Annotated in this window: 13 protein-coding genes; 6 read left to right on the forward strand and 7 right to left on the reverse strand. The window is 64.8% G+C overall.

Annotated elements, in window-relative coordinates; translation table 11 throughout:
* The first annotated feature begins 24 nt into the window (after positions 1-24).
* Complete coding sequence (locus tag AC097L_RS05425; protein WP_479585209.1) at positions 25-1,458, forward strand: aldehyde dehydrogenase; 1,434 nt, start codon at positions 25-27, stop codon at positions 1,456-1,458.
* Positions 1,459-1,478: 20 nt separating this feature from the next.
* Here AC097L_RS05425 and AC097L_RS05430 read toward each other — a convergent pair whose 3' ends face one another.
* Both AC097L_RS05430 and AC097L_RS05435 read right to left on the reverse strand, forming a co-directional pair.
* Positions 1,479-2,195 (reverse strand): LrgB family protein, encoded by a 717-nt coding sequence (locus tag AC097L_RS05430; RefSeq protein ID WP_479585211.1) that lies wholly within the window; start codon positions 2,193-2,195, stop codon positions 1,479-1,481.
* Positions 2,188-2,553 (reverse strand): CidA/LrgA family protein, encoded by a 366-nt coding sequence (locus tag AC097L_RS05435; protein ID WP_479585213.1) that lies wholly within the window; start codon positions 2,551-2,553, stop codon positions 2,188-2,190. Before AC097L_RS05435 ends, AC097L_RS05430 begins: the two co-directional genes overlap by 8 nt.
* A 141-nt stretch (positions 2,554-2,694) precedes the next feature.
* Here AC097L_RS05435 and hppD point away from each other — a divergent pair, with 141 nt between their 5' ends.
* The 4 genes from hppD to maiA are packed head-to-tail and all read left to right on the forward strand — an operon-like array spanning position 2,695 to position 6,254.
* Complete coding sequence (gene hppD, locus AC097L_RS05440; RefSeq protein ID WP_479585216.1) at positions 2,695-3,771, forward strand: 4-hydroxyphenylpyruvate dioxygenase; 1,077 nt, start codon at positions 2,695-2,697, stop codon at positions 3,769-3,771.
* A gap of 49 nt (positions 3,772-3,820) precedes the next feature.
* Complete coding sequence (locus AC097L_RS05445) at positions 3,821-4,360, forward strand: VOC family protein (RefSeq protein WP_479585219.1); 540 nt, start codon at positions 3,821-3,823, stop codon at positions 4,358-4,360.
* The gene (gene fahA, locus AC097L_RS05450; protein WP_479585222.1) at positions 4,357-5,607 is read left to right on the forward strand and encodes a fumarylacetoacetase; all 1,251 of its coding nucleotides are present in this window, start codon (positions 4,357-4,359) and stop codon (positions 5,605-5,607) included. Before AC097L_RS05445 ends, fahA begins: the two co-directional genes overlap by 4 nt.
* Positions 5,608-5,609: 2 nt before the next feature.
* The gene (maiA, locus tag AC097L_RS05455) at positions 5,610-6,254 is read left to right on the forward strand and encodes a maleylacetoacetate isomerase (RefSeq protein ID WP_479585225.1); all 645 of its coding nucleotides are present in this window, start codon (positions 5,610-5,612) and stop codon (positions 6,252-6,254) included.
* Between the two features lie 7 nt (positions 6,255-6,261).
* Here the strand turns inward: maiA and AC097L_RS05460 are convergent, their stop codons facing one another.
* Positions 6,262-7,506 carry an MFS transporter gene (locus AC097L_RS05460; protein WP_479585229.1) on the reverse strand — a complete coding sequence of 415 codons (1,245 nt, stop codon included), beginning with the start codon at positions 7,504-7,506 and terminating at the stop codon, positions 6,262-6,264.
* Positions 7,507-7,586: 80 nt separating this feature from the next.
* Here AC097L_RS05460 and AC097L_RS05465 point away from each other — a divergent pair, with 80 nt between their 5' ends.
* Positions 7,587-8,396, forward strand: coding sequence for an AraC family transcriptional regulator (locus tag AC097L_RS05465; RefSeq protein ID WP_479585232.1), 810 nt, complete (start codon positions 7,587-7,589; stop codon positions 8,394-8,396).
* A gap of 3 nt (positions 8,397-8,399) precedes the next feature.
* Here the strand turns inward: AC097L_RS05465 and AC097L_RS05470 are convergent, their stop codons facing one another.
* From AC097L_RS05470 to AC097L_RS05485, 4 genes are read right to left on the reverse strand one after another with little or no spacing between them, the layout of a single operon-like run.
* Complete coding sequence (locus AC097L_RS05470; protein ID WP_479585236.1) at positions 8,400-8,816, reverse strand: bleomycin resistance protein; 417 nt, start codon at positions 8,814-8,816, stop codon at positions 8,400-8,402.
* Positions 8,817-8,840: 24 nt separating this feature from the next.
* On the reverse strand, positions 8,841-11,003 hold the full coding sequence (gene pbpC, locus AC097L_RS05475; RefSeq protein WP_479585239.1) for a penicillin-binding protein 1C: 2,163 nt from the start codon (positions 11,001-11,003) through the stop codon (positions 8,841-8,843).
* Positions 11,000-11,404 (reverse strand): PIN domain-containing protein, encoded by a 405-nt coding sequence (locus AC097L_RS05480; RefSeq protein WP_479585243.1) that lies wholly within the window; start codon positions 11,402-11,404, stop codon positions 11,000-11,002. Before AC097L_RS05480 ends, pbpC begins: the two co-directional genes overlap by 4 nt.
* A complete protein-coding gene (locus AC097L_RS05485) occupies positions 11,401-11,613 on the reverse strand; it encodes an AbrB/MazE/SpoVT family DNA-binding domain-containing protein (protein ID WP_479585246.1) in 213 nt (70 codons plus the stop codon). Before AC097L_RS05485 ends, AC097L_RS05480 begins: the two co-directional genes overlap by 4 nt.
* Positions 11,614-11,678 lie beyond the last annotated feature (65 nt).

Below are 11,678 nucleotides of genomic sequence, written 5' to 3' on the forward strand. Positions count from 1 at the left end.
GTTTTCCAGGCAGAAGGAACTGAAATGAACGTCTTCGACAAACTCTTTATCGGCGGCCAGCGCCTCGCATCCAGCGGCGGCTCCATGCTGGACCTGGTGTCACCCCATGACGGCACGCCCATTGGCCAAGTTGCCACGGCAAGCCGGGCCGACATCGACAGCGCAGTGGCAGCAGCACGTAACGCCTTCGACAGCGGTGTCTGGCCCAACATGGCGCCACTTGCCCGCCAGGCGGTGCTGGCGCGTTTCGCCGAACTACACGCCGCCCGGGCCGAAGAGTTCGCCCAGCTTACTGCGCTGGAAAACGGTTCACCACTGTGGTTCACCCGCCTGCTCCATGGCGGCATCGCCGCGCAAAACGCGGCCTATCTGCAAGCCGCGGCTGGCTATGGCTGGGAAACGCGCCTCAGCGGCAACGGAAGCAGCCAGACCGTTTGGCGTCGCGAGCCGGTCGGGGTAGTGGCCACCATCATTCCGTGGAATGCACCACACCAGTCGGCGCTGGCCAAACTGTTCCCCGCGCTGTTGGCCGGTTGCACCGTGGTGCTGAAGCTGGCTCTTGAGACCGCCCTGGATGGCCAGTTCCTCGGTGAACTTTTTAACGAAGCGGGCCTACCCGCCGGTGTCTTGAGTATTGTGGCCGCGGACAAGGATGTCAGCGAATACCTGGTGAGCCACCCCGGCATCGACAAAGTGGCCTTCACCGGCTCCACCGCTGCGGGCAGACGCATCGCCGCTGTCGCTGGCGCGCAGCTCAAACGTGTCAGCCTGGAGCTGGGCGGCAAGTCTGCGGCCATCGTCCTGGACGATGCCGACATCCAGGCCCATGCCATGAACATGGTGCTAGCGGCCTTTGCCAACAACGGTGAATCCTGCGTGGGCAAGACCCGGCTGCTGGTGCCGCGCGCCCGGCAGGATGAAATCGTGTCGGCACTGGTCGCTGCGGCTTCGCAATTGAAAGTGGGTAACCCAAGCGAGCCCACGACCTTCATCGGCCCGCTGGTCTCCAAGGCGCAACGGGACCGTGTTGCCGCATACATTGATCTGGGTATCCGCGAGGGGGCGACCGTGGTGTTTGGTGGGCCCGGTACACCCGAGGGCCTGGCCACCGGCAACTACGTGCGCCCCACCATCTTCAGCCATGTGAACAACAGCATGCGGATCGCCCGCGAAGAAATCTTCGGCCCCGTCTTGTGCGTGATTCCGTACGACGGCCTGGAAGATGCGATCCGCATCGCCAACGACTCGGACTTCGGCCTGAGCGGCCAGGTGTGGACAGCCGATGTCGCGCTAGGCTTGACCGTGGCCCGCCGCATTCGCACCGGCAGCTTCGAAATCAACGCTGCGGCACCCGACTTCCGCGCACCTTTCGGGGGTTACAAGCACAGCGGCATCGGCCGCGAGTTCGGCGCCGAAGGGCTGGGCGAATACGTGCAACACAAAGCCATTGTTTTGTAACTCCGCCCCCACCACTTCGCTCAGCCCCACCAGCGAAACAGCAGCGGCATCAGCAGCGATGACAGCACTGCCTGCATGCCCAGGGCGATGCCTGCGTAGGCACCGGCATCCGGGTGCACTTGCAGTGCCCGCGCCGCGCCGATGCCGTGGGCGGCGGTGCCCAGCGCAAAGCCGCGTACCGCCCAGGCATCGATTTTCAGCAGGTTGAACAGGTACTTGCCCGACAAGGCCCCCACCAAGCCGGTCAGCACCGCAAACACCGCCGACAGCGCGGGCACGCCGCCGATGCGCTCGGCAATACCCATCGCCACCGCTGCGGTCACAGATTTAGGCGCCAGCGAACGCACCACGTCTCCTGGCATACCCAGCGCCCAGGCGATGGCCACCGCGCTGCCCGCTGCCGCCGTGCCCCCGGCCAACGCGGCCACCGTCAAGGCCACGCCGCGCCTGCGCAACTCCGCGCGGCGCAGCCATAGCGGCCAGGCCAGCGCCACCACGGCTGGGCCCAGCAGCACATGCACAAACTGCGCGCCCGCAAAGTACGACGGATACGGCGTGCGGGTAGCCAGCAGCACGCAGCCCAGCACCACCACCGACCACAGCACCGGATTGGCCCAGGGCGCACGCCCGCACCGGTCATACACAGCCTGCGCGGCGGCATAGGTCAACAGCGTGGCGGTCAGGCCAAACAGCGGCGTAGCCGACAAAAACACCCAGAGCTGGACGAAATCAGCCATGGGCTTCTTCCTTCACCGGGTCGGCCCGCAGCAAGGCCCGCAGCACCAGCGCCGTCACCGCCAGGCCAATCCAGGTAGACAGCACAATCACCACCAGCAACTGCACGCCGTACTGCGACACCAGCGCCATGTGGGTGATCACCCCCACGCCGACCGGGATGAACAGCAGCGACAGATGCGCCAGCAGCAGCTCCGCAGCAGCCGCCACCGGCTCGCGCACCCAGGCCAGGCCCAGCGCTGGAAGCAGCAACACCAGCCCCACCACCGGCCCGGGAAACGGCAACCGAAAGAAGTGCGCCAGCCCCTCCCCGGCGGCCTGCAGCAGCAGCAGATAAGCCAGCCCCCGCAGGGCCATCATGGCGCGGGCTCCCCCAGCGTTGCGTGGGTTCTGGCCTTGACGCTGAAATCCTGTGTTGTTCGCATAGTGGACGCTGTAAGTTGATTGAAAACTGCGCGCTGCCTGCCGGATGATGGGCCTCACAGCACGAGGATACACAGCATGGCAGCTTTATTCGACAACCCAATGGGCCTGATGGGCTTTGAATTTGTGGAGTTCGCGTCGCCCACCCCCGGCGTATTGGAGCCGGTGTTCGAGCGCATGGGCTTCACCCTGGTGGCCAAGCACCGCTCCAAAGACGTGGTGCTGTACCGCCAGGGGGCCATCAACTTCATCGTCAACCGCGAACCCAAAAGCGTGGCCGGTTTCTTCGCCGCCGAGCACGGGCCCAGCGCCTGCGGCATGGCGTTTCGGGTGAAGGACTCGCACCTCGCCTACCGCCGCGCGCTGGAGCTGGGCGCCCAGCCCATCGAGCTGCACCCCGGCCCGATGGAGCTGAACCTGCCCGCCATCAAGGGTATTGGCGGCGCACCGCTCTACCTGATCGACCGGTTTGAAGACGGCAAATCCATCTACGACATCGACTTTGACTTCCTCCCCGGCGTAGACCGCCACCCGGTGGGCCATGGCCTGCAGCTGATCGACCACCTGACGCACAACGTCTACCGGGGCCGCATGGCCTTTTGGGCGCACTTTTACGAGCGGATATTCAACTTCCGCGAGATCCGCTTCTTCGACATCCAGGGCGAATACACCGGCCTGACCTCTAAAGCGCTGACCGCCCCCGACGGCAAGATCCGCATCCCCTTGAACGAAGAGGCACGCAAGGGTGGCGGGCAGATCGAAGAGTTTTTGATGAAGTTCAGCGGCGAAGGCATCCAGCACATTGCGCTGATTTGCGACGACCTGCTAGCCACGGTGGACCGCCTGGCCCTGGCCGGTGTGCCGCTGATGACCGCGCCCAGCGACAGCTACTACGAAATGCTCGATGGCCGCCTGCCCGGCCACGGCCAGCCGGTGACAGAGCTGCAAACGCGCGGCATTTTGATGGATGGATCAACCGACGGTGGCGTGCCCCGCCTGCTGTTGCAAATCTTCTCGCAAACCCAGCTCGGCCCGGTGTTCTTCGAATTCATCCAGCGCAAGGGCGACGAAGGCTTTGGCGAGGGCAATTTCAAGGCGCTGTTTGAATCCCTGGAACGCGACCAGATCACCCGTGGGGCGCTGGAAGTTGTGTGAGCTTGCGGGACAGATCTTTAGCTCTGTCCTCAACTGATTAAGGATTTTTATGAAAATCGACCGCATCCACCACGTTGCCTACCGCTGCATTGATGCCCGGACCACCGTGCTGTGGTACCAAAAAATGCTGCACATGGACTTTGTGCTGGCCATCGCCGAAGACTTTGTGCCCAGCACGAAGGCCCCCGACCCCTACATGCACGTGTTTCTGGACGCGGGCCAGGGCAATGTGCTGGCGTTCTTCGAGCTGCCCACCCAGCCGCCCATGGGGCGCGACCCCAACACCCCCGCCTGGGTGCAGCACATTGCGTTCCGCGTCAAAGACCGCGCTGAACTGCTGGCATTCAAAGCCCATTTGGAGTCCAACGGCGTGGATGTGCTGGGCATCACCGACCACGGTGCCTTCCACTCCATCTATTTCTTCGATCCCAATGGCCACCGGCTGGAACTGGCCTGCCCCGACCCCGAAGAGACCGCCATGCTGGCCCGCCTGGATGCCGTGAAGTGGGACATGCTGGAGGAATGGTCCCAAACCAAACGCGCCCCACGGCATGCGGCCTTTTTGCACCACCGGGAGTCGGCAGCATGATGGATGCCGATTTGCAAAGTTGGGTCACCTCCGCCAATGACACTGCCACTGACTTCCCGATCCAGAACCTGCCGTTTGGCCGCTTCCGGCAGCACGGCGACTGGCGCATTGGCGTGGCCATTGGCGACCAGGTGCTGGACCTGCGCGCCGCCGGGCTGATCGCCCACAGCGACATGCAGCGGCTGATGGCGCAGCCCTCGGATGCACGCCGCAGCCTGCGCCAGGCCCTGGTGGACGGCCTGGCGGTCGGCAGCCCCCAGCAAGCCACGTTCCAGTCCGCCCTGCACGACCAGGCACAGGTCGAAATGGGCCTGCCCTGCGAGATCGGTGACTACACCGACTTCTACACCAGCATCCACCACGCCACCACCATCGGCAAGCAGTTGCGGCCTGACAACCCGCTGCTGCCCAACTACAAATGGGTTCCCATCGGCTACCACGGCCGGGCCTCCAGCATCGTGCCCAGCGGCACGGCTTTCCACCGGCCCTACGGCCAGACCAAGGCCCCCGACCAGGCCGCGCCCACCCTGGGCCCCAGCCGCAAACTGGACTACGAGCTGGAGCTGGGCCTGGTCATGGGCCGCCCCAACCCGCTGGGCCAGCCCATCCGCATGGAGAACGCCGAGGCGCATGTGTTTGGCGTGGCCCTGTTCAACGACTGGAGCGCGCGCGACGTGCAGGCCTGGGAATACCAGCCACTAGGGCCGTTCCTGTCCAAAAACTTCGCCAGCACACTCTCGCCCTGGGTGGTGACGATGGAAGCGTTGGAGCCGTTCCGCGAACCCTGGCAGCGTGCCCACACCGATATTCAAGCATTAAATTACCTTCAAGCGCAGACAAACTCTACGCAGGGCGCTATCAATATTGAACTAGAGGTGTGGCTGCAGACAGCGCAGATGCAGGCCGCGGGCCATGCGGGCGACCGGCTGTCGCGGTCCAACTACCGCGATGCGTACTGGACCATGGCGCAGCTGGTGGCGCACCACACGGTGAACGGCTGCAACCTGCGCACGGGCGATCTGTTCGGCACCGGCACGCTGTCCGGCCCGGCCCCTGAGCAGGGCGGCTCGCTGATGGAGTTGAGCGCAGGCGGCAAGCAGCCCATTGCCTTGTCGAACGGCGAAACCCGCAGCTACCTGGAAGACTTTGATACGGTCATCCTGCGGGCTTATTGCGAGCGCGCGGGCTTTCGGCGCATCGGCTTTGGCGAATGCCGGGGCACGGTACTGCCTGCAGTGGCGATGTAGCCATGCTGGTGCTGCACACCTACTTTCGCAGCTCGGCCGCCTACCGGGTGCGGATTGCGCTGGCGCTCAAGGGCCTGGCCTACCAGTCGGTACCAGTGCATCTGCTGCGCGGTGGCGGTGAGCAGCACGGGGCCGCGTTTGCCGCGCTGAACCCGGCCGAACTGGTGCCGGTATTGGTTGACGGCGATGTCACGCTGACCCAGTCTCTGCCCATGATCGAGTACCTGGACGAGCAGCACCCTGCCCCGCCCCTGCTGCCCGCCGATGCCGCGGACCGTGCCCGGGTGCGCGCCATGGCCCAGCTCATCGCCTGCGAGATGCACCCGCTGAACAACCTGCGCGTGCTGCAGTACCTGGAAGGCCCGCTAGGATTGGATACGCAGGCCAAATCCGCCTGGTACACCCACTGGGTGGGGCTGGGCTTCCAAGCCTTGGAGGCGATGCTGCAAGACCCGCGCACCGGCACGTTCTGCCATGGTGATACGCCCACACTGGCCGACTGCTGCCTGGTACCACAGCTCTACAACGCCGAACGTTTCCAGGTGCCGCTAGACGCCTACCCCCAGGTGCGCCGCATCGGCGCGGCCTGCCGGGCGCTACCCGCTTTTCAGCAGGCCGCCCCCGAAGCACAGGCCGACGCGCTCTAATAAAATTTTAAGCCGCTACCAAAACCGTGCGCCGCACCTTGCGCACATTGAAGGCGCTGGCGATCAGCACGCCCTGCACCAGGGCCAGGCCGATGAACACGCCGGCAAACTGCCCGTGGTCCATCAGGCTGCCAAACAGCAGCGGCGAAATCGCCTGGCCGATATCCAGCCCCGAATACACCACGCCATAGACCCGCCCGGTGGCATTGGCCGGTGCCGCGCGCTTGACGATCAGGTCGCGAGATGGCCCGCCCGTGCCGGCGGCAAAACCCATCAGCCCAAACAGCACTGGCACGCTCCACGCGGGCATGTTGGCAAAACCCAGTACCAGCGCAATCGACGCGGCAAAGCCAAAGCCCACGCCAATCACCCGCTCGCAGCGCGCAGGGTCTGCCGCCAAAAATCCACCCAACACCATGCCGCCCGCGCTGCACAGCATGTAGACCGACAGGCACAGCGCCACCAAGTCCAGCGGCACGTTGTGCAACTGACGTGCCGCCTCGGGGGCAAAGGCCTGCACCACGCTCAGGGCCATGGCGTAAAAAAAGAAGAATCCAAAGCACATCCACACCGCCGGAATGCGCAGGAAACCCATGCTGCCGCCCTCCATCTGGGGCGTACCAGGCTTGCCCGCGGGCAGCACCGGCAAGGCCAGCCAGTCCCGGTAGATCCACAGCACCGCCAGCACCGCAAAGGCCAAACTGCCCGCGCATGCCAGCGCAGTGCGCCAGCCAAACGCCAGTGTCAGCGGCACCAGCATGGCCGGCGCCAGTGCCCAGCCCAGGCTGCCGGTAATGCCGTGCACGCTGTAGGCATGGCCCAGGCGCGGCGCGCTGATCTTGCGGTTCAACAAGGTGTAGTCCACCGGGTGGAACACGCCGTTGCCAATACCCGCCAGCACCGAGAAAGCCGCCAGCATCGCGTAGCTGGTGCTGATGGAAAACCCAAACGCCGCCAGCCCCAGCAGCGCCAGCCCAGCAAACAAAATAGGCCGGGGACCAAACCTGTCCACCACAAACCCCGAGGCCATCTGCACCCCGCACGACACCACAAAAAAGATGCTCATCAGCAGCCCCAGCTCGGCATAGCTGGCGTGGAAGTCGTCCTTCAGCCAGGGGAACAGCGGGGCCAACAGCAACTGGCTGAAATGGCTGATCATGTGTGCCCCGCCCACCAGGCCGATCACACCGGCCTCCTGGCGCAGGCTGGGGGATGGCGAAGCTGGGGGAAATGGGGTGCTGGCAGTAGTCATGCGGCTATCGTAGATGCGGCCGTAAATTTCTGGAATACTGCATAAAGACACATAACAGCGAATTTCAGACAAACACTGCCATGCCCCGCAAACCCGCCATCACACCGCTTGATTTGGACGACGTCAACGGCTTCGCCCCCTCGCCGCAACGCCCGCTGCGCAGCCGCGCCCGCACCCTGCCGGTGGACACGCACTTCGAGCCGCACCAGCACGCCTGGGCGCAACTGGCCTACTGTGACAGCGGGCTGATGCAGGTCACGGCCAACGACGCAGGCCAGCACAACAGCTTCATCGTGCCGCCGTCACGGGCGGTGTGGATTCCGGCCAACATGCCGCACGCCGTCACCGTGCTGGAGCGCGCCCACCTGCGCACCGTCTACATGGATATTTCGGCCACGCCACCGGGCTGGGCGGGCTGCCGCATGCTGGTCGTCGGCCCACTGCTGCGCGCCCTGATCCACGCGCTGGAAGACACCCAGCCCAGCCCTCGCGAAGACGCGCTGATGCTGCTGATCCTGGAAGAAATTGGCCTGGCCCACACCCACACCCTGCGCGTCAGCCTGCCGCACGACAAGCGCCTGCGTGCCCTGTGCGATGCCGTGCTGCGCGACCCGGCCCGCCAGGCCACGCTGGCAGCCTGGGCCGCAGACTTCGGGGCCAGCGAACGCACGGTGGCCCGGCTGTTCCGCGAGCAGCTGGGCACCACGTATTTACAGTGGCGGCAGCAGGCGGTACTGGCCCACGCCCTGCCCCTGTTGGCACGCGGCGTGCCCGTGGGCCAAGTGGCAGTGGCCTGCGGCTATGCCAGCGACAGCGCGTTTGCGGCCATGTTCAAAGCCGCGGTCGGGCAGTCGCCCAGCCAGTTCCAGGGCAGCACGCAGCCAGACTGACGTTCACTCGGCCGAGATGCCCAGGGACTGGAAAAACCGCAACAGATACCCATCCGGGTCCATCACCCACAGTTGTTTCTCGCCATGGAACCGATTCCCGTCGCGATGCCAGCTGTCCCGCACCGGGATACGCAGTGGATGGCCCATGCCTGCCAGCGCGGCCTCGATCGGTGCCAAAAGGGGCACGCGGATGGAGAAATTGACACCCCTGCCCCGGGGATAGTCCAAATCCCCGGTCTTGGAATGCGTACTGGCGTTGTCCTGCAACAGCATGAGTTGCGCACTGCCCAAACTCAGAAAAGCAAACTTCTCTTCGGGTCGGTCGTATTCGACTTTGAAGCCCAGCGTGTCGCAGTAAAACCGCAGCGACTGCGCCACATCGCTGACCAAAAATTCGGGGTACAGGGCATTGAATTCCATGGCGAACACTTTTTTTATTTCAAGTTACCGCAGCCCCGCCCCGCGCACTTCCAGCCGCACGCTGTCCAGCACCGCGCCCTGCGCATTGCGGATCTGCACCACGTGGCGGCCGGGCCAGGGCAGCCATTGGGCCGAGGGGCCTTGGGCGAAGGCCTTGCCGTCGATCCACCAGCGCAGGCCTGCACCAATAGCCTGCAAATCCACGCGCTGGCGGTTCGGCGGGATGTCGGGGTCCAGCGCGAAGATGGTGCCGGTGGCGGGGCTGGTGATGCGGGCCGGGCGATCTTCCAAGCTTTTTAGGCCGCTAGCGCATGTATTACCTACGCAAGTAGCTACGGAATGCATAGCAAACTGGTTTTGCTGCGTGCCCTGCACAAACCATTCGCTACGGGCCGCCTCGGTGCCACCGAAAGCTATAGCCTGCTGCACTACGCCAGGGGGCGGCGCAGGCGCACGGCTGGGCTGGCGGGCATGCAGGAAGTGCATCATGGCGGCCCAGATGGGTGCGGCTCCTGTGGTACCGCTCACGTCCCACATCGGCGCGCCGCTGGCATTGCCCACCCACACGCCCACCGTGTAGGCCTGCGAGTAGCCCACGGCCCAGTTGTCGCGCATGTCTTTGCTGGTGCCGGTTTTGACCGCCGTCCAAAAGCGGGTGGCCAGAATGCTGTCGCTGCCGAAGGTGCGGGCGCGGGCCAGGGGGTCGGACAGGATGTCCGTAATTATGAAGGCGGCGCGTGGGTCCAGCGCGGGGCGCGATTGTGATGTTGGGTGGGGTTTTGGGTTTGGCGTAAACGTGGTCGCACTGGCCCGCCCGCCATTGGCCAGCGCCCGGTAGGCATTGGTTAAATGGAGCAGCGACACCTCGGCACTGCCCAGCGCCAGGCTGTAGCCGTAGTAGCCGCCGGATTCCTTCAGCGGCAAGCCCAGCGCCACCAACTGGTCGTGAAAGGCATCGGGCGACACCATCACCAGCGTGCGCACCGCCGGTACGTTGAGCGACGCGCCCAGGGCCGTACGGGCCGACACCCAGCCCTTGAACTGGTGGTCGTAGTTTTGCGGGATGTACAGGCCGCCCGCGGTGGGAATGTGCGTGCTGGCATCTTCCAGCAGCGACGCGGCGGTGATGCGGCGCTCGGCAATGGCCTCGGCGTACAAAAAGGGTTTGAGCGTGGAGCCAGGCTGGCGCAGCGCGGTCACACCGTCCACCTCGGCCGCCGCACTCAGCGTGCCGGATGAACCCACCCAGGCCAGCACCTCGCCGGTGGCGTTGTCCAGCACCACGATGGCCCCGTCCTCCACATGCCGACCCTGCAACTCGCGCAGTTGCTGCTGCAGGGTTTGCACAGCAAAGCGCTGCAGTGGGGCGCGCAGGCTGGTAGTGACGGTGCGGGGACCTTTCGCCAGCAGCCGGGCCAGGTGCGGCGCAATGCCCTCGTTGGTGTCGAACGCCTTGCGCTGCAGGGCGGCGGTGGTGAACATGTCCAGCCCGGTGCAATCGGCTTTGGCCTCCACCGCCTGCAGCACGCCGCAGGCCCGCTGGGTGAGCTGGGCCAGTTTGGCGTTGGGTGCGCGCACCAGGGCCACGGCCACCGCCGCCTCGCGCGCGTCCAGCCCATGGGCGGCTTTGCCAAACAGGGTGCGGCTCAGCGCATCAATGCCCACCAGCTCGCCGCGAAACGGCACCAGGTTCAGGTAGGCCTCCAGAATCTGGTCCTTGCGCCAGCCGCCTTCCAATGCTTGGGCCGACACCGTCTGGCCGATCTTCTGCACCACGCTGCGCCCGCCCGTACTCGGCTTCAAATCGGCATCCAGCAGCCCGGCCAACTGCATGGTGATGGTGGATGCACCCCGGGTTTTGCGGTTCCACAGATTGGCCCAGGCCGCGGCGGATACCGCCTGCCAATCCACCCCGCTGTGCTCAAAAAACCGCTTGTCTTCGCTCAGCACCAGAGCCGTGCGCAAGGCGGGTGACACATCCGCCAGCGCCACCCACTGGCCGCGCCGCACAGAGGCATCAGTGCGCAGGCGTTGCAGCAGCTCGCCATGGCGGTCGAGCACCTGCGTGTCGGAGGGGTGGTAGCTGGAATTTATGGAGTCAAAAGTGGGTGTAGCGTAGGTGGCGCCTGCGCTAGCAGCTATTAAAATAGCAGCAATTGAAAACCGATAAACCAAACGCTGCTTCATACCGCACCCAGCCACTCCACGCCCTCCAAGCGCTCCGCCTTTTTGTCAAACGTCAGCATCGTGCGGCAACCCATGCGTTGGTACTGGGCGGCGAACAGGCATTCGCCGAAGTCGGCACTATGGGCTTCGAAGACGTACAGGGCTTGTTCCAAAACTTCCTCATGGTCAATCTGCAAGCCCTGGGTTTCCAACAGGTTCTTGAATACGCGCAGCACATTTTCTTTGGGCAGCTTGGCCACCGCGCGCAGCACCCATTCCAGCTCCAGCAGCGTGGGCAAAGCCAGCACCACGGCCTCGCCTGCTGCTTGCGCCTGCTCCAACACTGCCAGCGCCTGCCGGGTTTGTGCGGGATCATCGGCCAGCACGATGCGGGCGATGACGTTGGTGTCCAGCCCGATCACGGTTGCATCTGCGCGACCGGAATCACCGGGCCGGTGTAGCCCGCAATCCCCTGCAACTGCGCCAGGCTGCGCTTCTTGGCCCGCAAAATGACGCTGCCGTCGGGCATGACGGTGAAGCTGAGCTGGTCTTGCGGCTGCAGTTGCAGCGAGTCGCGCACATCCTTGGGGATGGTGGTCTGGCCTTTGGAGGTGAGGGTGGCGTAGGACATGGATTCCTTTCGATATTCAAATTAGTAAGGATTATCGATCGAAGCGGAGCTTGTGGCAAACAGGC

The sequence above is a fragment of the Rhodoferax sp. RT5P35 genome (genome assembly GCF_056521385.1).

Coding starts and splice junctions, on each gene's coding strand:
- AC097L_RS05445 (WP_479585219.1), top strand. CDS start 3,821: ATGAAAATCGACCGCATCCACCACGTTGCCTACCGCTGCATTGATGCC.
- hppD (WP_479585216.1), top strand. CDS start 2,695: ATGGCAGCTTTATTCGACAACCCAATGGGCCTGATGGGCTTTGAATTT.
- AC097L_RS05425 (WP_479585209.1), top strand. CDS start 25: ATGAACGTCTTCGACAAACTCTTTATCGGCGGCCAGCGCCTCGCATCC.
- pbpC (WP_479585239.1), bottom strand. CDS start 11,003: ATGAAGCAGCGTTTGGTTTATCGGTTTTCAATTGCTGCTATTTTAATA.
- AC097L_RS05435 (WP_479585213.1), bottom strand. CDS start 2,553: ATGATGGCCCTGCGGGGGCTGGCTTATCTGCTGCTGCTGCAGGCCGCC.
- AC097L_RS05470 (WP_479585236.1), bottom strand. CDS start 8,816: ATGGAATTCAATGCCCTGTACCCCGAATTTTTGGTCAGCGATGTGGCG.
- AC097L_RS05460 (WP_479585229.1), bottom strand. CDS start 7,506: ATGACTACTGCCAGCACCCCATTTCCCCCAGCTTCGCCATCCCCCAGC.
- AC097L_RS05465 (WP_479585232.1), top strand. CDS start 7,587: ATGCCCCGCAAACCCGCCATCACACCGCTTGATTTGGACGACGTCAAC.
- AC097L_RS05485 (WP_479585246.1), bottom strand. CDS start 11,613: ATGTCCTACGCCACCCTCACCTCCAAAGGCCAGACCACCATCCCCAAG.
- AC097L_RS05430 (WP_479585211.1), bottom strand. CDS start 2,195: ATGGCTGATTTCGTCCAGCTCTGGGTGTTTTTGTCGGCTACGCCGCTG.
- maiA (WP_479585225.1), top strand. CDS start 5,610: ATGCTGGTGCTGCACACCTACTTTCGCAGCTCGGCCGCCTACCGGGTG.
- fahA (WP_479585222.1), top strand. CDS start 4,357: ATGATGGATGCCGATTTGCAAAGTTGGGTCACCTCCGCCAATGACACT.